Origin of the sequence: Priestia megaterium, from assembly GCF_041941685.1 — a bacterium.
In the GTDB taxonomy this organism is placed as follows: domain Bacteria; phylum Bacillota; class Bacilli; order Bacillales; family Bacillaceae_H; genus Priestia; species Priestia megaterium_C.
Genome location: NZ_CP130958.1, coordinates 3,156,003 through 3,176,074, shown reverse-complemented (window position 1 = coordinate 3,176,074; position 20,072 = coordinate 3,156,003). Strand labels below are relative to the sequence as shown.

The 20,072-nt window shown below is 38.3% G+C and carries 21 protein-coding genes and 2 pseudogenes; 10 read left to right on the top strand and 13 right to left on the bottom strand.

What is annotated here, in order from left to right; genetic code table 11:
* Positions 1-110 precede the first annotated feature (110 nt).
* Complete coding sequence (locus Q5794_RS16570; protein ID WP_013057857.1) at positions 111-236, top strand: hypothetical protein; 126 nt, start codon at positions 111-113, stop codon at positions 234-236.
* Between the two features lie 98 nt (positions 237-334).
* A complete protein-coding gene (locus Q5794_RS16565) occupies positions 335-808 on the top strand; it encodes a hypothetical protein (RefSeq protein ID WP_074895023.1) in 474 nt (157 codons plus the stop codon).
* A gap of 28 nt (positions 809-836) precedes the next feature.
* On the opposite strand, the gene Q5794_RS16560 is transcribed toward Q5794_RS16565, so the two are convergent.
* Positions 837-1,295, bottom strand: a complete 459-nt coding sequence (locus Q5794_RS16560) for a GyrI-like domain-containing protein (protein WP_192994261.1) — start codon at positions 1,293-1,295, stop codon at positions 837-839.
* Positions 1,296-1,537: 242 nt separating this feature from the next.
* On the bottom strand, positions 1,538-1,765 hold the full coding sequence (locus Q5794_RS16555) for a hypothetical protein (RefSeq protein WP_016764806.1): 228 nt from the start codon (positions 1,763-1,765) through the stop codon (positions 1,538-1,540).
* 128 nt (positions 1,766-1,893) lie between these two features.
* On the opposite strand from Q5794_RS16555, the gene Q5794_RS16550 reads away from it, so the two are divergent.
* Positions 1,894-2,892, top strand: a complete 999-nt coding sequence (locus Q5794_RS16550; RefSeq protein ID WP_374988163.1) for an NADP-dependent oxidoreductase — start codon at positions 1,894-1,896, stop codon at positions 2,890-2,892.
* Positions 2,893-2,930: 38 nt separating this feature from the next.
* On the opposite strand, the gene Q5794_RS16545 is transcribed toward Q5794_RS16550, so the two are convergent.
* Positions 2,931-3,563: a YitT family protein gene (locus Q5794_RS16545; RefSeq protein ID WP_098248079.1), complete on the bottom strand. Its 633-nt coding sequence runs from the start codon at positions 3,561-3,563 to the stop codon at positions 2,931-2,933.
* A 415-nt stretch (positions 3,564-3,978) separates the two neighbouring features.
* On the opposite strand from Q5794_RS16545, the gene Q5794_RS16540 reads away from it, so the two are divergent.
* On the top strand, positions 3,979-4,803 hold the full coding sequence (locus Q5794_RS16540; protein WP_214988347.1) for a 5'-nucleotidase, lipoprotein e(P4) family: 825 nt from the start codon (positions 3,979-3,981) through the stop codon (positions 4,801-4,803).
* A 306-nt stretch (positions 4,804-5,109) separates the two neighbouring features.
* On the opposite strand, the gene Q5794_RS16535 is transcribed toward Q5794_RS16540, so the two are convergent.
* Positions 5,110-5,679 (bottom strand): GNAT family N-acetyltransferase, encoded by a 570-nt coding sequence (locus Q5794_RS16535; protein WP_192994255.1) that lies wholly within the window; start codon positions 5,677-5,679, stop codon positions 5,110-5,112.
* Positions 5,680-5,991: 312 nt separating this feature from the next.
* Here Q5794_RS16535 and Q5794_RS16530 point away from each other — a divergent pair.
* Positions 5,992-6,781: pseudogene (locus Q5794_RS16530) on the top strand (sulfite exporter TauE/SafE family protein).
* 30 nt (positions 6,782-6,811) lie between these two features.
* On the opposite strand, the gene Q5794_RS16525 reads toward Q5794_RS16530, so the two are convergent.
* From Q5794_RS16525 to Q5794_RS16510, 4 genes are all read right to left on the bottom strand, one after another.
* Entirely contained in the window at positions 6,812-7,537 is a 726-nt protein-coding gene (locus tag Q5794_RS16525; RefSeq protein ID WP_374988162.1) for a class D sortase, read from the bottom strand.
* 1 nt (position 7,538) lies between these two features.
* Positions 7,539-8,672 (bottom strand): processed acidic surface protein, encoded by a 1,134-nt coding sequence (locus tag Q5794_RS16520; RefSeq protein ID WP_214988353.1) that lies wholly within the window; start codon positions 8,670-8,672, stop codon positions 7,539-7,541.
* A gap of 331 nt (positions 8,673-9,003) precedes the next feature.
* Positions 9,004-9,135, bottom strand: a complete 132-nt coding sequence (locus Q5794_RS16515; RefSeq protein ID WP_013057845.1) for a hypothetical protein — start codon at positions 9,133-9,135, stop codon at positions 9,004-9,006.
* 377 nt (positions 9,136-9,512) lie between these two features.
* Positions 9,513-10,151, bottom strand: coding sequence for a hypothetical protein (locus Q5794_RS16510; RefSeq protein WP_226897285.1), 639 nt, complete (start codon positions 10,149-10,151; stop codon positions 9,513-9,515).
* 219 nt (positions 10,152-10,370) lie between these two features.
* Between Q5794_RS16510 and Q5794_RS16505 the strand changes: the two genes are divergently transcribed.
* The 5 genes from Q5794_RS16505 to Q5794_RS16485 all read left to right on the top strand — a co-directional run bounded on the left by Q5794_RS16505 (position 10,371) and on the right by Q5794_RS16485 (position 15,065).
* A complete protein-coding gene (locus Q5794_RS16505; RefSeq protein ID WP_192994247.1) occupies positions 10,371-10,928 on the top strand; it encodes a thioredoxin family protein in 558 nt (185 codons plus the stop codon).
* Positions 10,929-11,312: 384 nt separating this feature from the next.
* Positions 11,313-12,956 (top strand): APC family permease, encoded by a 1,644-nt coding sequence (locus tag Q5794_RS16500; protein WP_192994245.1) that lies wholly within the window; start codon positions 11,313-11,315, stop codon positions 12,954-12,956.
* 123 nt (positions 12,957-13,079) lie between these two features.
* The gene (locus Q5794_RS16495) at positions 13,080-13,703 is read left to right on the top strand and encodes a LysE family translocator (protein ID WP_192994243.1); all 624 of its coding nucleotides are present in this window, start codon (positions 13,080-13,082) and stop codon (positions 13,701-13,703) included.
* 152 nt (positions 13,704-13,855) lie between these two features.
* On the top strand, positions 13,856-13,990 hold the full coding sequence (locus Q5794_RS16490) for a hypothetical protein (protein ID WP_285229696.1): 135 nt from the start codon (positions 13,856-13,858) through the stop codon (positions 13,988-13,990).
* A 229-nt stretch (positions 13,991-14,219) separates the two neighbouring features.
* Positions 14,220-15,065, top strand: a complete 846-nt coding sequence (locus Q5794_RS16485; RefSeq protein WP_374988161.1) for an N-acetylmuramoyl-L-alanine amidase — start codon at positions 14,220-14,222, stop codon at positions 15,063-15,065.
* Positions 15,066-15,112: 47 nt separating this feature from the next.
* Here Q5794_RS16485 and Q5794_RS16480 read toward each other — a convergent pair whose 3' ends face one another.
* The 5 genes and pseudogenes from Q5794_RS16480 to Q5794_RS16460 form a co-directional block, all read right to left on the bottom strand.
* Positions 15,113-15,430, bottom strand: a complete 318-nt coding sequence (locus tag Q5794_RS16480; RefSeq protein ID WP_192994239.1) for a DUF3243 domain-containing protein — start codon at positions 15,428-15,430, stop codon at positions 15,113-15,115.
* 160 nt (positions 15,431-15,590) lie between these two features.
* Positions 15,591-16,007, bottom strand: a pseudogene (locus tag Q5794_RS16475) (PCYCGC motif-containing (lipo)protein); the annotation flags it as partial.
* A 174-nt stretch (positions 16,008-16,181) separates the two neighbouring features.
* Positions 16,182-16,802 (bottom strand): class I SAM-dependent methyltransferase, encoded by a 621-nt coding sequence (locus Q5794_RS16470; protein WP_214988357.1) that lies wholly within the window; start codon positions 16,800-16,802, stop codon positions 16,182-16,184.
* Between the two features lie 58 nt (positions 16,803-16,860).
* Entirely contained in the window at positions 16,861-19,422 is a 2,562-nt protein-coding gene (locus Q5794_RS16465) for a heavy metal translocating P-type ATPase (RefSeq protein WP_214988359.1), read from the bottom strand.
* Positions 19,423-19,453: 31 nt separating this feature from the next.
* Complete coding sequence (locus tag Q5794_RS16460; protein WP_074895007.1) at positions 19,454-19,813, bottom strand: metalloregulator ArsR/SmtB family transcription factor; 360 nt, start codon at positions 19,811-19,813, stop codon at positions 19,454-19,456.
* Between the last annotated feature and the right edge of the window lie 259 nt (positions 19,814-20,072).

Below are 20,072 nucleotides of genomic sequence, written 5' to 3'. Positions count from 1 at the left end.
CTTCAGGGCTTTAACTCTATAGAAACTTGATGAAAAAACAGTGAAAACGCCGGCATGTGCGGTAAGAAAATCGGGGATACTAGTTAAAAAAGCCAAAAGGAGATGACGAAATGAGCGTGTGGATGATGTATAATCACTTGATGCATTCGCAAACCTTTTTAAGCAGCGTATTAATTAGCGGTATTCTTCTTGTTAGCGGAGGATTTGTGTATGGCAGAATAATGAGCAAAAAGTGAACCTAATATTGCCACGGATAGGTTGTTAATGGAAGATGCTCAATAGCAGCTTGGTTAATGTTATACTTGCTCCATAAGCTTAGCGTGGAGGTGTCAGCATGAGCAAGCATCATGATCTAACAGCATCATACGGAGAATCGTTAGTGACGTGTGAACATCAGTTTGAAGCTAGCTATTACTATCATCAAGTGCGGGAACAGTGCATGAATCACATTCGTGAAATAAGCAAAGCGGTAGATGAATTCACCGTTGATTTTACAGATGAAAGCTTGAAAATATTAGAGCTTCTTTACTATGATCTAGAAGACAGCAATTGCTTTGACTATTTTTCGATGACAAAAGAAGAATTCGAAGAGTGTATGGGCGTATACTTTGGTGAAATGGTTACGTCTACTATTGACGAAGCGCGCTGGGTTGTGAAAGAATATCCGCTTATGGAAAACAAGTATGTGACCGGAATTGAAAAAGGGAATCTTTCACTCATGTTTCCCCATGGCTTTTTTAACCATAAAGAGCGTCATCCAGAGTGCGTTTTTACTCTTTATCATTTATATAAACAGCTGCAAAAATAGGCAAAAGGTGAACGTAAGTTCACCTTTTTTATTGTCCCAGCTTTATGGGAATATAAATATCCATTTCATATGTATCACTATATAAATTGCTGTGTATAGCTGTATTTACAATTTCAAGAGCAGGACCTTCAATCATGCTGTAAGAAGAGTTCGGCAGCCATTCATTCCAGATGCTGTTGTACGTCGACCCGAGCGATGTAATGGGACCTCTGTGTTTAAACTGCAGGTATGTAAACGAAGGAAACGTATGAACGCTCATACCGTTTGGAATACAAGCCGTATCAGCCACTTCTGTACCTGCAATATAAAAATAATTTTCTTTTTTCGGAGCCATGCAAATGCCTGTAACCATATGAGGTTCTTTTGAAGTGCTAATCATTTCTTTTTCTTTAAGTATTTGCTTCAAAAGATTCTCTTTTTGATACTCTCCGTTTTTTGCTATGCCTATCACTGAAAATCCTTCTTTATATACAACTTTACCTTGCATAATCCACCTCGAATTTTTCAAGCTCTAGCTTTTATTCTATCAATCATAAATTACTTTACCGTGATTGTAACATAATCTTAAGTAGATATCGATGCAGAAAATGGAACATGAGCAAAGCTTCAAACACATGCTTGAGATACTCTAATTATTACATAAAAACAGCGCGGGAATTAGCACGCTGTTTTTACGAATGCAACACTTTATTTATATAACGTTTAGGAAGAGTAAATCCGGAAAACTCCTTAATATAAGTCAAAATGATAGCTAAACCAGTAGTCGTCCTGCACATTCTTTGTGTTTGAAGCGACAATATGCTCATGACCTTGTTCGTCCGTGGCAATCCAGTTGTAGTTGATATCCATTTTAATCGGATACATATTTCCTTTTTTAAACAAAATAACGGGGGGAGTTACTTCAACAAACTCGTTTAGTTTTTTAACAACATCTTCTTTACAGCGAATTAGCTCCATGTTTTTTTCTCCTTCGGTGTTATTGCACAATCATATTTTTTGCGTTGTGCACAATATATAATTTAAAATAACAAAGGTAAGTTTAGCACATTTTACAAAAAACAGAGAAATAAAAAGGAGCGATATCGATGAATGAACAAATTTTATTAGCAGAACGCCCAAAGGGAATGCCAACAAAAGATACGTTTAAATACGAAAAAATTGAAATGCCTACAGCGAAAGAAGGCGAGGTACTTGTTCAAACACTATACCTTTCTGTTGATCCGTATATGAGAGGACGCATGAACGATACAAAATCATATGTTCCTCCATTTGAGCTAAACGCACCGCTTGCAGGCGGCATTGTAGCACGTGTAACGGAATCAAAATCAGATCGCTTTAAAGAAGGCGATATCGTGATGGGTATGCTTCCTTGGAAACGCTATTCAGCTGCAGAAGCAAAAAACTTACAGAAAGTTGATCCAGAGCTAGCGCCAATTACAACGGCTATCGGCGTTCTTGGTATGCCTGGTCTCACAGCTTACTTTGGACTGCTTGAAATCGGTCAGCCAAAAGAAGGCGAAACAGTAGTCGTTTCCGGTGCAGCAGGTGCTGTTGGATCTGTTGTTGGTCAAATCGCTAAAATTAAAGGCGCACGTGTTGTCGGCATCGCAGGTTCTGAAGATAAAATTGCTTATTTAAAAGATGAGCTCGGATTTGATGAAGTGATTAATTATAAAAAAGGAAATGTGAAAGAAGCGTTAGAAGAAGCGTGTCCTAATGGCGTTGATGTTTACTTTGAAAACGTCGGCGGAGAGATTTCAGATGCAGTTGTTAGCTTATTAAATAAATTTGCGCGCATTCCGCTTTGCGGCCAAATTTCACTGTATAACTTAGAAAAACAAGATGTTGGGCCACGTGTTCAAACGCCGCTGTTAATTAACAGTGCGTTAATGAAAGGCTTTATCGTAGCCGACTATGCAGACAAATTCCCTGAAGGCATTAAGCAGTTAGGGGAATGGGTGCAGCAAGGAAAAATCAAGTACAGCGAAAACGTTGTAGAAGGTTTTGAAAATGTACCTGAAGCGTTCCTTGGTGTATTTGAAGGAGCAAACTTAGGAAAACAGCTTGTAAAAGTAGCAGAATAAGCATAAAAAACCGTGCGAGATCATTCCCGCACGGTTTTTTACATCGTTGAAGCCGTTTGTTGTTTTGCTTCTTCTTCCATATGTTCACCAGTTCGTTCGATTGGCGAGCGTTTGTGATAGCGTCCAAGCAGTCCTGTCATGATGAAGATACCGATTAACGAATAAAGAACTTGAACTACGCCGAATACCACTGTTGCAGAGCCTACAATCAACACATCTGTCAAAAGCATTGTTTTACCTGGATTAATGCCAAAGCGTTTATCAAGAAACACGCATAGCATGTTGATTCCGCCAAGAGAAGAACCATGGCGAAACAAAAAAATCAGTCCAATGCCGACAATAACGCCTCCCACAACCGCAGCTACAAGCGGATGCGGAAGCGCAAAAGAAAAGTTGGCAGCTAATAAATCGGACATCACTGACATCAGGCTAACGCTGATGAAGCTTTTTATCGTAAACTGAAGTCCAATTTGCGTGAGAGCCATAAAATAAAAAGGTAAATTGATAATAAAGAACAATACCCCAAACGAAATACCGGTTAAATGCTGCAATACAATCCCAAGTCCTGCTGTTCCGCCAATAACGAGATTAGAAGCGGTTAAAAATTGAATTCCGATGGCAACGCATAAACAGCCAAAAGTAATCCATCCCCATTGTTTTACGTGATTCATATCTCCATCCCCTTTTGTATATTTATACAATACTTTCGATAGAACACACCGTCTTTTAATTCACAAAATCTATTTTACTATATATCTTTTTAAAAAAAAGCACTTTTGTGAGAGAATCTAACATAAGATAAAAAGTTAGACAATTCAGATTTATTGAGTTTTTTGAGGCAAATGAGCGATAAACCAATATGTTTCTAAAAAAAGATTACAAAGAAAGAATGAGAAAAACGGATTTTGGAAAATGTATAAACAAATATTTGGATAATGGTTAAAAAAAGGGAGAAAACATTAGTTAAAACGAACAATTTTAACTAAAATTAAAATATAATTCGTATTTGTATTGATTTTTTGTTTAATTGAGGTAATATATAACATTATTAGCATGAAAATATGTAGATATGGAAGTGGATGCGAAATGAATAAGAAATTATCAGCGTTGACAGGGGTGGCTGTACTTGCTTTTTCACTGACAGCATGTGCCCCTCAGCATGAAAAAGAAGTGTCTGCTGAGAAAAAAGAACCCGCTCAACATCTAGCTGATCAGCAAATCATGGCCGACGCTTGGTACCAAACATCCGGCGAAATGAAAGCTTTGTATTACCAAGGCTATAATACTGGAAAGCTTCGTTTAGATGGGGCGCTTGCAAAAAGTACCGATAAAAAGCCTGCCATTATTTTGGATTTAGATGAGACCGTGCTTGATAATAGCCCATTTCAAGCTTCAGCAATCAAAACTGGAAAAGGATTTCCTTATAAATGGGATGAGTGGGTGCAAGCGGCAAAAGCGAAAGCAGTACCAGGTGCTGTTGATTTCTTGACGTATGCGGATCAAAAAGGCGTAGATATTTACTATATTTCAGGCCGTACAACTTCTCAGCTTGAGGCAACAATTAAAAACCTAAAGAATTTACATATTCCTCAAGCAACCAAAGACCATGTTCTATTAACGGGTCCAAAAGATGAAGGAAAAGAAACGCGCCGTCAAAAAGTAGCGACGAATCATAATGTAGTCTTGCTGTTTGGTGATAATTTATCTGATTTTAGCGGCTTTGATAAAAAGTCCATTACTGATCGAAATAAGCTTGTAGAAGAGCAAAAAGAAACGTTTGGCCAAAAGCTAATCGTATTTCCAAATCCAATGTATGGAGATTGGGAAGGAGCTATTTATAACTACGACTACTCAATTTCGGACAAACAAAAAGATAAGCTTCGCCGCGAACAGCTTCAGTATTTCAACTAAAAAAGAGATGGAAACATAACGAAATCGCTCCAATCCAAAGATGAACAAATTGGATACATGAGCTGAACCGCTTGTTACACCGCTGTTGATTTCCGTGCAAGACTGCGCTCTCCAATCAACAGCTAGAAGCACCTGCATTGAAACCTATGTTCGCCATCACAATAAAAAATCCGAACGAGGTTGATTCTCCATTAAGAATCAACCTCGTTCGGATTTCCCTTCAACTCACATATTGTTGTCCCAGCTTCTTTTAATCTTTTCACTATTGCTTGTTTAAACGATAGCTTGTCCAAATGATCCTGCTTTTTAAGAAAGAAGCCAAGGGGCATAAGGAGCTTGCTTCCACTCATGTTTTAACATGCCATAAATCACAAGGTCATGGTAGTGATCATATAGGTATTCACCTTCTCTGCAAATGCCTTCTTCTGTAAAACCTAGACGCGTAGGGATGGCTTTACTTTTTTCGTTATTAACGCCGCAGCGTATTTCGACTCGATGAAGGTTTAACGTATTAAATGCATAGTCCAGGCATCCGTGTACGGCTCTTGTCATAATACCTTTTCCTTGAAAATCATGTCCAATCCAATAGCCAAGACTTGTACTTTTGTTTCCCCAATTAATTCCGTGAAAACCAATCATCCCTGCGATTTCTCCGTAGTACCGAATGATGGCCTGGAATCCTTGGTTATTATAATATTGAGCTCTCCATTCAGGGATGAGTTCATCATAGTCAGCAATACTTTGCATGCTATCTACCCATGGGAGCCATTCTTTTAGGTAAGGTCTTGACTCGTTAATAAGAGAAAGCAAGGGGAAAGCGTCAGTTGATTCAATCAAATGCAAACTAACTTCGTCATCAATTTTGTATTCAAACATACGAAAGCCTCCTGTGATGATGGGCCTGCTGAGATAAGCGTAGCGTGTAGGCAGTTCTAACATCTAGTTTTTCTTTATTCTACCACAAGTAACAGAAGGGAGAACGAGGAAGTTTAGGCTAAAAGTAAATAACGCATAAAGTCGATAGGATTTTAATGATTAAAAAAATTAATAATTGAAAGCACTTTTATCAATATTTTTACAGAAAAGAAGCATATACAGTGATACAATGGAAGAAGAGATAAGGCGTTGTATTTATACATACTTTATAACAAACATGATATTGGATTGATAAAAGCAGGTGGTAAAAACATGGATGTACAACTATTAATAACGGTATTTGCACTTGGGTTTTTCGGGTCATTTTTAGCAGGTATGCTTGGGATTGGAGGATCAGTTGTTTTGTACCCGCTGTTGCTATTTGTTCCGCCTCTTGTAGGAGTGGGAATGTTCAGCGCGCACGAAGTAGCTGGTATAGGAGCCGTACAGTCGCTGTTTGCGTCTGTTTCAGGAGCTCTTGCTTACAAAAAGGGCGGCTATTTGAATAAACCGTTAATTTTATATATGGGTATCAGCGTCTTAGTTGGCAGTCTCATTGGTTCAACACTATCAAACTCGTTTTCAGAAGGAATGATCAATTTCATTTACGGCGTGATGGCAACAATTGCTGCAGGATTAATGTTTATGCCAAAAAAATAATCAAGCGGCCGATTCATTCGAAGTGACGTTTTCAAAACCTTTGGCAGCAGTTCTGGCGTTTTTAGTTGGAATTTGCGGAGGGATTGTCGGAGCAGGGGGCGCATTTTTACTTGTTCCTATTATGATTACCGTGTTAAAAATTCCTGTGCGCGTAACGATTGCAAGCTCATTAGCCGTGACGTTTATTTCATCTATGGGAACAACATTCGGTAAAGTAATGACGCATCAAGTCCTTTTGCTTCCGGCGCTCATGATTATCGGAGCAAGCCTGCTAGCAGCTCCGATCGGTGCTTTCGTAGGGCAAAAGACGAAGGTAGCATCACTGCAAGCTATCTTAGCGATCGTTATTACGGCGACTTCGTTGAAAATATGGTTTGATTTACTGATGAAATCCATTCATTAAAAAAAGCTGCCTCTTTAAGAGCAGCTTTTTTTACGTTGTTTTGGATGACACAAGGTGAGCGACTAAAATATAGCGTTCAGGTGCCGAGCCAATGTAATTAAAAGGATAACAGGTACTGACGGTTAAAGTGGCTCTAGGCTTGGGTACAATAACGGTCCGGTCATTCGCATCCACAATTCGTACTTTGTTCACTTTGTATGTGAAGGTGCCTGCTGCCGTATTCACCACGAGCGAATCGCCTTCACCTACGTCACCAAGCTTACGAAAAACTGTATCGCGATGTCCTGATAAAACAGAATTGTCATTTTGACCAGGCAGCACGCTTCCAGCAAAATGACCGACGCCTTTTTCTAATTCATCTTCGTTTGTACCGTGATAAATCGGCAGCTTAGCGTTTAATTTAGGAATATATAATTCTCCCATTAAATCACCGATTTTCGGCTGTTTCGGATAAGAAACATTTGACACTTTTTGCTTTTTTTCTGAGTTAGCAGTACGAGAGTGTACCGCTTTTTTAGCTTCAACAGAAGAAGCTTCAGCAGAAGAGTCTGCTGTTGAATCTTCCTTGCTTTTAGAAACTGAAGCTGCGGCTGGTTCTTCTGTATTCATTGTTTTAAATGCTAAATAGCCTCTTGCAAATTTATAGGCATTTGTTGTTGTAAACCAAAGACCAAAGCAAATGGCGGCGGCTAAAAGGGAAAGAACAATCAACCGCTTTTTGCGATTGATTGTTCTTCTTGTTTTTCTTGGTTCCATTTTATGCGCGTCTCACTTTGCGGAAAAGAACAAAGCCAGCTGCTACAAGCACTAATCCAATTAATGTATTCGTTACATAATTAGAAGCCGTTTCCGGAAGTTTTGCACCTTTAACGGTTTTTTGTACAGCGCTGTTTGTTTGTTTCTTTACCGGTTCTTGCTTCTTTTCAACTGCTGGCTTTTGCGTTTCAGCAGGTTTTACTACAGCTTCAGCAGATTTTTCTACTTCTTTTCCTGTGTCTGTGATGATATCAGAATTGAACATATCGCCTGTGATCACCATGTCTGCTAAAAAATTACCGTCTGTCGTATAAAGAGAAATTTTTAGACTTGCATTTTTTAATTCTTCTAAGTTGATTAAATCAGTAAGAGAAAGCGGTTTTTCATTTCCGCCTTGTACAAGTGAAAATTTAGCGTCTAAATGGAAGATTGATAGCATTTCTTTATAAATAGACATTAATTCGGCGATTTGATCCGCAGATAATTCTGTTGCTGTATCAAAATCTTCGAATGCCGCTAAGCGCTCGCCTAATTGATCTAAGCGGTTAAGCGTCGCTTCGTTTGAAAGCTCATCTTCTAACGATGTAAAATGAGCTTCAATTCGATCTAATTCTTCTGATGTTAAGCCGAATTCAGACTGCATAAATGATAGTAAGCCCGTTAAATCTTCTTCGCTTAATTCATCATCATAAGAAGTGTCTTCTTCGTCATATGATTCATCATCTTCATACCAGTCATCGCCTTCTACATAGAAGCCGACATCATCGTATAAATCATCTAGATACACATAATCATCTAAGCTTTGGCCGTTCTCTTTTAATAACGCATTTAAGCTTGTTTTGTCTAAGTCAAAATCTCCATACACATCTTGCACGTTATGTAAGTCAGCTGCAATTGGCTCACCTAAAAAATCTTCTAAATCTGCGATTGTATCGTAGTTTTCAAGACTATCGTCATACAGTGAAAGTGAATATTCAACGTCGTCTTTGGTTACTTCAAAGCCTCGCGTTTGGCTTACCGATTTTAAATATTTGTTGAAATCTGCGTCAAATGTTGACGTCGCTGCGAATGAAGACGTAGGAAATACGCCAATAAACAGCAGAAATGATAATAAAATTGCCCCCAGTTTTTTCATCAATTTTCTCCTTTTTTTTACGTTTTCTACAAGATTATATAGTAAGAGTTATAAATTTACAATATATACTTATATTATATATACCTTGAATATAGTGGTAATTTTAGGTATTTGTAGAACTATAGATTTTAAAATCGCCGTATAAAAGGGAGTGGAAAGACCTAGATAAAAAAAGAAAAAGATTTATGAAATATTTTTGGTAGAAGCAGAAATAGAAAAAGCATCAAAAAAGAACAGCATTAATAGCCGTTCTTTTTGAAATGATATGTAAGCCGTAGCATAGATAGTTGAAATTCGATACCGTTCCGCTTTAGAAAAAGGTGGTTACGAGTTATGATTTTAGTAAGGATAAAGAAGAAAAGTGAGAGCGCGGTTTTGTCAGCTCTATTTTAATTCCTTTTAGTCTTAAACGTTCTACAAACTGTTTGCGTTTTTTTCGCTTTTCATGCGGGGATTGATTCATATTTGCCTCATCCTCCATATATAGTCAAATAGCTAACATATCATTATCATAATCAAAAGACGACGGTTACACAATAAACATTCTCAAATATTCACAAAGATTTAAAATTTGTTACATTGATAGTGTACATGTACCCGATTCTTTTTTTTTATAACATCTCGATGTGCTGTTTTAAATTGAAATTTTGCAATTCCTATTATATTATCAAAATTTAATTAAAGTAAGTTGATTTCATAAAGATTCGTAGAACTACTATTTATTTTAAGCAGCATATGATTGAACAAGTAGGTAGCTATTAAAATAAAAAAGAAACCCTTATTCATTAAGAGTTTCCGCAGCTCTTGCTTATTGGCATCGAGGCCAGTCCTTATTTTGCTTTATTGATCTTCTGGATCTACTTCAAGGCTTTCAACTTCGTCATTCTTTTTTACTTCTAATCGTACGATTTTATTTTTACTATCTCCTGACATATTATCATTATCTAGCTCAAAGTCTTTCGCTTTTTTATAGGTCTTTTCTCCGCTAGATACTTTTATGGTGAGGTTCTTATCTGTTTCATTAGTTAGTTTTCCAATTACGCTGTAATCTCCATCAGATTCTTTTTCATAGATACCGTTTGAATCAGCTTTTGCTAGAGGCGTTAATTCTAAGCTTTCAGCATTTTGATCTTTAGCATTAATTTCTACTTTTACCTGTTTTCCATCGATGTTCTTAGGTGTATCTTTTTCTTTCTCAAACGAATTCCTCTTAGGTATCTTCACCCGTTTATCATCAATGACAAGCGTTAACTCATCGTTCGTTTCTTTGTCTAAAGTTCCTATTAAATCAAAATCTTCATCCTGTTTACTGTCAGGGTCTTTAGAATACTGCTGTAAATTTGATTTGTTTTCAGAGGAGCTGCTTTCATTTTGAGATGTATTTTGAGATGAATTATCTTGATTGGAGCAACCCGTCAAAGATCCTGCGGCTAAAGCTCCAGCTAATGAAAAGGATAGCGTTAACATTTTTTTGTTCATATGGTTTATTCCTCCTTTTTTACTTATAGTTACTATTGCCTTTCTTTTATAGAAGTAAACAGGTAGAATTTTGACGAAATGTCTTACCAAAATGAACACGCAGACTTTTATATTTTGATTCATTGTGCTTAAAAGCTATACTAGTAGTGCGTATAGAAAAGAGGAAAACGAGATTGTACATCTCATCTATCCATATACAAAAAAGAAAGAGGGATTTTCATGAAAACAGAACAGCAGTATTTTGAAGAAGGAAAATCAATTCAAACATATATGAACGACATGAGTACATTAAAAGAGGAAAGTTTAGCTGTTTATGAACAATTTCAGCTTCCTAAAGATGGACTGGCTGAGAAATTAAAGGCTCACAAGCTTCACTTCTTAGCGATTACTGAAGATTGGTGCGGAGATGCGATGATGATTAACCCAATCATTCGTAAAGTAGCTGAAGCTGCCGGTATTGATGTGCGCGTTGCACTGCGAGATGCGGACACCGAATTAATTGACCGTCACTTAACAAACGGAGGACGTGCCATTCCGATTATTTTAATTTTTAATAATGAAGGGACGTTACTTGGGAAGTGGGGCCCCCGTGCTCCCGAAGTTCAGCAAATCGTCGATGAGCTTCGTGCCACGCTTCCTTCAAAAGAAGATCCTTCGTTTGAAGAAAAACAAAAAGAAGTCTTTTCTTCGTTACGAACAAGATATAAAGAAGAACCGGCTCTTTGGTCGTATGTTTATAACAGCTTTAAAGAAACGGTATTAGCTGTTGTGAAATAACTTAAAAAAGCAGGATAAAATGAAGCATTCATTTTATCTTGCTTTTTTTCTGGTTATCCCATCAAAATACGCTTGTATATCACTTTAACGGAAAGGCTGCTTTTAATAATGTATGTGTTCAAAACGCGCACTTTTAAGTAAGAAAATGTACAAAATTCTAAAAATAAAAATATTTTTTTATTCAAAACGCGTACTTTTTAACTTGATGATGATATAATAACAAATAATAAATGAAGAAAGGGGACGCGTGAATGAATGTAAAAGCTTTTGGTTAGTACTTTTAAGCAGCATTTTTAGAGATCAAAATGAATTTTATTTTTTAAATTTAATGAAAGCGCTTAATAACTAACTTCTCAGAAAATATAGAAGAAAGGTGTTAGATACATGAATAACTTACATAGAAAAATGGGAACGTTTTCTCTCATGATGGTTGGTCTTGGATCTATTATTGGATCAGGATGGCTGTTTGGGGCATGGAGAGCTGCTCAAATTGCAGGTCCCGCAGCAATTGCTTCTTGGATTATTGGAATGGTTGTTATTTTATTTATAGCTCTTTCTTACAGTGAACTAGGATCGATGTTTCCAGAAGCAGGAGGTATGGTTAAGTATACGCAATACTCGCACGGCTCATTTCTGGGCTTTATTGCGGCTTGGGCAAACTGGATTGCAATCGTATCGGTTATTCCTGTTGAAGCCGTTGCTTCTGTTCAGTATATGAGTTCATGGCCGTGGGAGTGGGCGAAATGGACAGGCAGTTTAGTAGAAAACGGGATTCTTACCGGAAAAGGCTTGGCTATTGCTACAGGACTATTAATCATTTATTTTCTTCTAAATTACTGGACCGTAGGCTTATTTTCGAAAGCTAATTCACTTATTACCGTGTTCAAGATTGTAATTCCAGGGCTTACAATTGGTGCTCTTTTATTTGCAGGATTTCACGGAGGAAACTTCTCCTCTGCAGGAGGCGTTGCTCCAAATGGATGGGCAAGCGTTTTGACAGCTGTTGCTACGTCTGGGATTGTGTTTGCTTTTAACGGTTTTCAAAGCCCCATTAATATGGCGGGAGAAGCGAAAAATCCGGGACGCTCTATTCCGATTGCAGTAGTAGGCTCCATTTTAATTGCGACCGTGATCTATGTATTGCTTCAAATTGCGTTTATTGGAGCGGTAAATCCTTCAGAAATCGTAAAAGGATGGAGTCATCTTAACTTTAATTCGCCGTTTGCCGATCTAGCGATTGCGTTAAATATTAACTGGCTTGTTATTGTTTTATATGCCGATGCTTTTGTATCGCCATCAGGAACAGGTATTACGTATACAGCTACCACGTCACGCATGATTTATGGTATGGAAAAAAATAAATATTTGCCGAATATATTGGGACGAGTTCATCCGCTTTATGGAGTTCCTCGTCAAGCCATGTTTTTTAATCTATTTGTCTCATTCATCTTTTTATTTTTATTTAGAGGCTGGGGAATTTTAGCCGAAATTATTTCTGTAGCTACGTTAATTTCATATCTTACTGGTCCTATCACAGCTATGACGTTAAGAAAAACGGGGACCGAGCTTTATAGACCTTTACGTATAAAAGGGTTAAATGTAATAGCGCCTCTTGGCTTCATCTTTGCTTCACTTACTCTTTACTGGGCAAGATGGCCGTTAACTGGACAGGTATTATTTATTATTTTAATAGGGTTACCGATTTATTTTTACTACCAAGCAAAATCAAAATGGAAAGGCTTTGGTCAAAACTTCCGAGCTGGCGTTTGGATGATTGTCTACTTATTATGTATGATGACAATCTCTTGGATAGGAAGTGAAAAGTTCGGGGGACTCAATATTATTAAATACGGCTGGGATATGGGTCTTATTGCAATTGTTGCACTTTTCTTTTATGCTTGGGCACTTAAAAGCGGATACAAAACAGAGTATTTAAAAGAAGCAATCGATGTTAATAATGAAATGAAAGCAGCGGAAGCACAGACTGCCTCAGCTAAAGAACAAATGATAGAAAAACAAATTAAATAAGTAGTAAAAAAGCAGCCTGAATAGTTGAGGCTGCTTTTTTATGAATAGATTTTATTTTTTTGAATACTAGATAGTAAAAAATGCTATAATGGTGGGCAAAATCATGCAGGGGGAGAACGACTTATGGATATCGTATCAATCACTTCTTTTTTAGGCGTAGCCGCTTTGCTTACGGTTATGCCTGGACCTGATAACTTATTTGTTTTAGCACAAAGCATATCAAACGGTAAATATGCAGGAATCTCGACTTCATTAGGGCTTTGTACGGGCTTGCTTGGTCATATAGCTGCAGCAACATTGGGTCTATCCGCTGTTATCTATCAATCGGCTTTAGCGTTTGCTATTGTAAAATACGCTGGAGCAGCTTATTTATTATATCTGGCTTATAAGACGTTTACAGCAAAAGATTCAGCTCTCGCTGTTGAAAACAAAGAAGCGGTTGAGTACAAGGTGCTATATAAAAAAGGAGTGATTATGAATCTGCTAAATCCAAAAGTTTCGCTCTTTTTTCTTGCTCTTTTACCTCAGTTTGTTCATCATTCAACCGGACACGCCACACAGCAAATGCTTGTTTATGGAGCTGTATTTTTAGTTCAAGCGCTGATTATTTTCACGTTAATTAGTCTATTTGCAGGGAAAGTAGGGGAGTTTTTGCGAAAATCTCCAGCGCTGTCTAAGCGGCTTAATCTCGTGCAAGGCTCTATCTTTACGCTTATTGGCTTAAAAATTGCTTTTAGTGAGAAATAGAAGAAGATAAGACGGTAAACCTGCTTTTTATCTCTATTAAAAGGCGTGGACATAGGTTAGTTAAAGGGAGATCCGAACGATAAATCCAATTCGTTCGGATTTTTTATGTCTATAGTAAAAGTAGGTTTCATTTATGTAGTTGCTTCTAGCTGGTGATTGGAGGGCAAGGCGAAGACTCCTGCGGGAAAAGCGAAATAGGTGAGACCCCGCAGAAGCGCAAGCGACGAGGAGTCTTACCGGCCGCCCGCGGAAAGCGAAGTCTTGCACGGAAATCAACAGCGGTGTAACAAGCAGTCCAGCTCATGTATCCCATTTGTTCATCTTTATTTTGTGCTTTAAAACAGCGGAGAATACCTAGCGAAATCCTGCTTTCTTGTGTGAATTTTTTCGAATGTTTTAAGGGGACGAACCCTTCTTGTCCAATCACATATATATATAGAATGAGAGATAAAACATCAGGCAAAGCCGGTGTTAATCACAAGTTCTTTCATATTATGATTGAAAGGAAAGGTTCACATGAAAAAAATATGGCTAGATGCAGGACACGGCGGTACAGATTCAGGCGCTTTAGGAAATAATTTGCGTGAAAAAGATATTACGCTGCAGCTTGTACTACACGCGCGGGCGTATTTAGAACATAACTATTCCGTAGATGTTCAAGTAACTCGTTCAACCGATGTGTTCGTTTCATTATCAGATCGAGCGAACCGGGCTAATGCATGGGGAGCGGATATTTTTGTTTCTATGCACATTAATGCTGGCAGCGGTACTGGATTTGAAACGTATCGGTATCCATCACAAGAGGGAAGTCAATCTTCTCTTTTACAAAAAGAGCTGCATACGGAGATTTTAACAATCATGCGGAAATTTGGAACGATTGCAGATCGCGGTTTAAAAACGGCCAATTACGCTGTACTGAGTGAAACAAATATGCCAGCTGTTTTAACAGAAAACTTGTTTATCGATACGACAGCCGACGCTGAAAAATTAAAAAGCGCTACGTTTCTTCGAGAAGTGGGAGAAGCGCACGCGCGTGGAATTGCTAAGTATTTAAACTTACCTTCTAATCAAGTTACATTCTATACCATTCAATCTGGAGATACATTTTATAGCATTGCAAAGAAGTATAATATCACCGTTCAGCAGCTGCAGGGTGCAAATCCTGGCGTAGATCCTACAAAACTGCAAATTGGTCAGCAAATTGTTCTTCCTGTCACTACGTATACTGTACAAGCAGGAGATACGTTCTATAGCATTGCGAAAAAATATAGCATGACCGTTCAGCAGCTGCAGGATGCAAATCCTGACGCAGATCCTGCAAAATTACAAATTGGTCAGCAAATTATCATTCCAGCTGTTTAATATCTGTAAATAAAAAAGATGACACGGCAGCGTGTCATCTTTTTTATTTATTGAACTAATCTTACAAGCATATGGGCAAGGTGATGCTGCTGTTCTTTGTCTCCAACTCTCCACAGTTCGTGAAGCAGGTTTTCCTCTCGATTGCGCGGCTCTTCGTGCTTAGCAAGGTAATCAGCTACTTTCTGAGCTGTTTTAGCCAGCTGTTCCTCATTCATCCCTAACTTTTCGCCTTTTGAGACCTTGTCCCCTAGATAACTTTTAAATCCTTCGAAGCTAGAGAGAATATCTTCTTTTTTCTCCTCGCTCATAGAATTAATTGCTCCTTCAACTTTTGCTGAATGATTTGTTTCTACAGAATTACTCATAGTTTTTTTCTCCTCTCATGGTTATATTTGGGTGTTAGAAAGCATATTCCCTGAGGATTCAGTAAATAAACGTCCAAATGTGTTATTTTTACATTATGGCGTTTTACAAGGACTTAAAAGCTGGGGTCAAACGAGATTTTATCATTTTTATACTTAAGCATCATACTTCGGGCGTAGGAGTAGGCGTAGCATAGCCTTCCTTATATTTATCATCAATTTCTTGACGAATGTCTTCTATGCTTTTGCCTTTGCTGTAGTCTACTACAGCTTGAGCTGCTATTTCTAAACAGACGCCGCATTTTGTTCCGTGATCATCCCACGTCACTGAGCCGTTTTCTTTGTTTTCGAAGATAAAACAGTCGTAGTTGTTTTGATGATTAGCTTCTTCTCCACATCCGCAGTAGCAAGGAATGTTTTCTAGTAAGGTTTGATGCTTAGCAGCAGCTGCATAAATAAGCTGCATGTCTTCGGGCTTGTCACTCAGAAAAGAGGGAAGAGTTTCACTATTTTTTGTTTCTTCTCGTTTATCACCTAATGTGTGCTGCTGATGTTCTTCATGTTGTGTTGCTTCAGTACGTTTGCTGCCTGAACTTTCTTTACTTTCGTTTCCTCAGCCGGAGACCACGCTTGCTGCAAGGACAACTGTTATGACCTTTGATTTCATCATCAAAATATTCATCCTTTCTTCAATTAAAGATAGACAATAATATGTACATCCATCCTGTTAAAAAGACATAATTCGTCTTTGAAGTCATTCATCAACTTTCTGCAGAATAATTTTCCGATACATACCTTTCAACATGACGCTTGAATTTTCCTTCAAGATAAGCTGATCTCGGCTTGCTTCAAACATATGTTCAAAAGAGAGTCCAATATCCGTTCCTAGTAATTTTACGAAAGGGCGGAATATTTTTTTAGGAAAAGCCGCTGATTTCTTTTTGGTTTCAAATTTATCAAAAATCAGGATAGTGCCCTTAGGCTTTACTACTCTTGTCATTTCTTTTAAAGCTTGCTCCGCAACAGGTACTACGCTAAGAATTAAGCTTGCTACAACCACATCAAACGAAAAAGAGTCGAACGTTAGCTGCTGAGCGTCCATTTGGTGGAAGGTTATAGATGGATTTTTGTATTTATCTTTTGCTTTTTGAAGCATTTCACTGGAATAGTCGATGGCTGTTACATTTACTTCATGAGGAATAAAAGCTAAATCCGCTCCTGTTCCAACGCCTACAAATAAAATGCGCTGTTCAGATGAAAAGTGGACGTCTTGAAAGACTTTTTTTCTGGCTCGATAAAACATCCCGTTATTAAAAAACGCATCATAAAAAGGGGCCCAACACTTATAAATAAATTGATTCCAGCGGTTATTCACGTAAACCCTCCTAGAAAATAAGCTTTCCAACGCCTGCTGGAAAGCTTATGGATTACATTTATTTTTTCATTTTGAGTAAGCGAAGGCTGTTTAAAATAACAAGTAGCGCTGCTCCTGTATCGCTTAAGACGGCAATCCATAGAGTAAGCCAACCTGGGAAGATAAAGGCTAAGGCGATGACTTTAACAATAATAGAAAACCAAATGTTTTGTTTGATGACAGCTAATGCTTTGCGGCTTAGCTTCATCGTATGAGGAAGCTTTTCTAAATTATCTGCCATCAGGACAATATCAGCTGTTTCCATGGCCGTATCAGTACCAGCACCGCCCATTGCAATGCCAAGATCAGCAGTTGCGAGGGCAGGGGCGTCATTAATTCCATCTCCAACCATAGCGGTTTGATACCCTTCATGTTGAAGCTGCTGTATGGCCTTTACTTTGTCTTCAGGCAGCAAATCAGCGAAATAGCGGTCTACCCGAGACTCAGAGGCAATCATTTTAGCTGTTCCTTCGTTATCACCGGTCAACATCACAATTTGCTGCATTCCGTTTTGTTTGAGGCTTTCTAAAGCAGATACGGTTGTATGTCTGATGGTATCAGCTACGCTAATAATGCCTAGAACACTTTTAGCTGTTCCGACAATAACAATCGTTTTACCTTCGTTTTGAAGCTTTTCAATATGAGACCAGCAGTGGGATAGAGGTGTTCCTAAATCTGAGAATAATTTTGCATTACCTGCGTAATAAACCGTTTCTTGAATCGCTGCCTGCACGCCTTTTCCTGTAAGGATTTTAAAATTTGATCCTTGTAAAGAAACGACTTTTTTCTCCTCTGCATAATCCACAATAGCGCGGGCAATGGGGTGATTCGAATAATCTTCAAGCGTTTTTGTTATTGCTAAGAGCTGATTTTCTTCAGCAGCAAGGGAAACAACCTCTGAAACGGCTGGTTTGCCTTCTGTTAGCGTTCCTGTTTTATCAAAAGCAATCGCATTGATTGCACCTGCTTTTTCTAAAAACGTCCCGCCTTTAATGAGCACGCCATTTTTCGCCGCGTTTCCAATCGCAGATACAATGGCGACGGGAGTAGAAATGACTAGCGCACATGGACAAGCCACAACTAATAATTCAAGCCCCTTGTAAAACCAGTCACTCCATGCACCATCAAACAGGGGAGGGATGACCATAATGAATAAAGCTAAAATAAAGACGATAGGCGTGTAAATGGTTGTAAATTTATCAACAAATGCTTGAGTCGGTGCTTTTTTCTCCTGTGCTTCTTCCACTAAATGAATAATTTTAGAAATCGTCGTATCTTCGACTAGCTTTGTTACCTTAATTTCTAACGATCCGTTTTCGTTAATGGTGCCTGCATAAACAGCATCACCGATTACTTTATCAACTGGAATAGATTCACCTGTAATAGGAGCTTGGTTGATACTGGATTCGCCGTTTATAATTTCACCATCTAGCGGAATTCGGTCTCCTGGCTTTACGACAATCGTAGTGCCGATTGAAATATCTTCCGCTGCTTTTTTAATCAGCTGGCTATTTTCTTTCACCCATGCTTCAGAAGGAGCTAAATCCATCAAACCTCGTATCGAGTTTCTTGTTTGTTCAATCGACCTTGTTTGTAGAGCAACACCTAAAGCAAATAGCCAAACGACCGTAGCACCTTCAAGCCATTCACCAATAACAGCTGCTCCAAGTGCTGCAACGGTCATTAAAACATTCATGTCTAAAGAACGGCTTTTAATCCCGTAATAAGCACTTTTAGCCGGCTTATATCCGCTAACAATCATGGCAATAGCGTAGAGTACAGTTGTCATATAAGAAGCAATTCCTGTATGAGAACCGATAAAACCTAATGCGATGAGAATACCCGAAAAAACAATCGGTCCATTTTGGCCTTTATGGTGCCGCGACTCAGCAGACTGCCTGCTGCTGGTTACTAAAGTAGCGGTATACCCAGCTTTAGATACTTCTTTAATAATGTCATCAGCTTCGTTATCGTGCTCAATTTGTGCTTTTCCCGTTGAGAAGTTAACGCGTACATCTTTGACAGCCGGAACTGTTTTTAAATGATTCACAATCGTGTTCGCACAAGCCGCACAGTCCATTCCTTCAATCAAATACGTTTTCATTTTTTTATTTGATTGGATAGGCTCAATGTTAAACCCTAGTTTTTCTACTGAGGTTGGAATGAGTGACAGAGCTGACTCACTTGCCGCCGCCACTTGAAGCTTTCCTGTATTGTAGTTAATGGCTACATGTTGAATATCGTTTAATGTTTTTAAACTTTTTTCAATCGTCGCGGCGCAGGAAGGACAATCCATTCCATATACGCGGTATTCAGCCGTTTCTTCTATGTCACCGTCGCCTGGTACTATGTCCTGATCACTACAGCAAGAATGCTGGCCTTTGTCGGTCGTTAACGCAATCGTATCTGAACAGCAGCTGTAACTGTGTTCATGACTCTTTGTGCCGCAGGAAGAAGGCTCTTCAGTAGATGCGGCTTCTGAAGAAGAGGAGCAGCAGGTCTTGCTTTCAATTTCTGGTGAAGAAGATCCGCTGCAGCAGTTTCCGGTATGCTGATGATTTTTTTTATCTTCGTGTTTCATTGTGTCCCACTCCCTATACGGTAAGAAAAACTTAAATGGTTACGTCTTCTTTTTTAGCAAACATGATATCAATTACTTGTTTAATATGTGCATCTCTTAAAGAATAAAAAGCTAACTTTCCTTCTTTGCGATAATTGGCAATTCCTATATTTCGGAGCAGTCTTAAGTGATGAGAAGCAGTGGCAACTGTAGAGCCTACAATATTGGCTACGTCACATACACATAATTCCTCGCCTTTATACAGAGCCAAGACGATTTTAAGCCTCGTTTCATCTCCTAACGCTTTGAACAGGGTAGAAACACCTTGAACAGCTTCGGCATCGATAGCAGGCTTAATACGATTCACTTTTTCTTCATTAAAACAATAAATATCACAGCGGTCTTTTGGCATGATTTCCTCCTTCATTCAAACATTCAAATGATTGTTTGTTTATAATATATGTCAATTTTAAAAAATGTTCAAACATTTATTGATCATTCGGAATTTTTTTCTGAGCAAAACATAAATATTAGGAAGAATAAATATGGAAAGTATGCCTATTAGTGTATGTACTCTGTACTAAATGGTGCGGGCGAAAAGAGAATGACTTTACATGCAGGCCAAAAACAAAAAGCCACCCTTGTAGGTAGCCTTTTAATGACTTTAAAAA

Excerpts from the sequence above, each read along its gene's own strand:
- Q5794_RS16535 (WP_192994255.1), bottom strand. The coding sequence starts at position 5,679 with ATGTTTGAATACAAAATTGATGACGAAGTTAGTTTGCATTTGATTGAA.
- Q5794_RS16520 (WP_214988353.1), bottom strand. The coding sequence starts at position 8,672 with ATGAAAAAACTGGGGGCAATTTTATTATCATTTCTGCTGTTTATTGGC.
- Q5794_RS16515 (WP_013057845.1), bottom strand. The coding sequence starts at position 9,135 with ATGAATCAATCCCCGCATGAAAAGCGAAAAAAACGCAAACAGTTTGTA.
- Q5794_RS16495 (WP_192994243.1), top strand. The coding sequence starts at position 13,080 with ATGGATATCGTATCAATCACTTCTTTTTTAGGCGTAGCCGCTTTGCTT.
- Q5794_RS16480 (WP_192994239.1), bottom strand. The coding sequence starts at position 15,430 with ATGAGTAATTCTGTAGAAACAAATCATTCAGCAAAAGTTGAAGGAGCA.
- Q5794_RS16570 (WP_013057857.1), top strand. The coding sequence starts at position 111 with ATGAGCGTGTGGATGATGTATAATCACTTGATGCATTCGCAAACCTTT.
- Q5794_RS16525 (WP_374988162.1), bottom strand. The coding sequence starts at position 7,537 with ATGGAACCAAGAAAAACAAGAAGAACAATCAATCGCAAAAAGCGGTTG.
- Q5794_RS16465 (WP_214988359.1), bottom strand. The coding sequence starts at position 19,422 with ATGAAACACGAAGATAAAAAAAATCATCAGCATACCGGAAACTGCTGC.
- Q5794_RS16550 (WP_374988163.1), top strand. The coding sequence starts at position 1,894 with ATGAATGAACAAATTTTATTAGCAGAACGCCCAAAGGGAATGCCAACA.
- Q5794_RS16505 (WP_192994247.1), top strand. The coding sequence starts at position 10,371 with ATGAAAACAGAACAGCAGTATTTTGAAGAAGGAAAATCAATTCAAACA.
- Q5794_RS16555 (WP_016764806.1), bottom strand. The coding sequence starts at position 1,765 with ATGGAGCTAATTCGCTGTAAAGAAGATGTTGTTAAAAAACTAAACGAG.
- Q5794_RS16565 (WP_074895023.1), top strand. The coding sequence starts at position 335 with ATGAGCAAGCATCATGATCTAACAGCATCATACGGAGAATCGTTAGTG.
- Q5794_RS16510 (WP_226897285.1), bottom strand. The coding sequence starts at position 10,151 with ATGAACAAAAAAATGTTAACGCTATCCTTTTCATTAGCTGGAGCTTTA.
- Q5794_RS16560 (WP_192994261.1), bottom strand. The coding sequence starts at position 1,295 with ATGCAAGGTAAAGTTGTATATAAAGAAGGATTTTCAGTGATAGGCATA.
- Q5794_RS16540 (WP_214988347.1), top strand. The coding sequence starts at position 3,979 with ATGAATAAGAAATTATCAGCGTTGACAGGGGTGGCTGTACTTGCTTTT.
- Q5794_RS16485 (WP_374988161.1), top strand. The coding sequence starts at position 14,220 with ATGAAAAAAATATGGCTAGATGCAGGACACGGCGGTACAGATTCAGGC.
- Q5794_RS16500 (WP_192994245.1), top strand. The coding sequence starts at position 11,313 with ATGAATAACTTACATAGAAAAATGGGAACGTTTTCTCTCATGATGGTT.
- Q5794_RS16545 (WP_098248079.1), bottom strand. The coding sequence starts at position 3,563 with ATGAATCACGTAAAACAATGGGGATGGATTACTTTTGGCTGTTTATGC.
- Q5794_RS16460 (WP_074895007.1), bottom strand. The coding sequence starts at position 19,813 with ATGCCAAAAGACCGCTGTGATATTTATTGTTTTAATGAAGAAAAAGTG.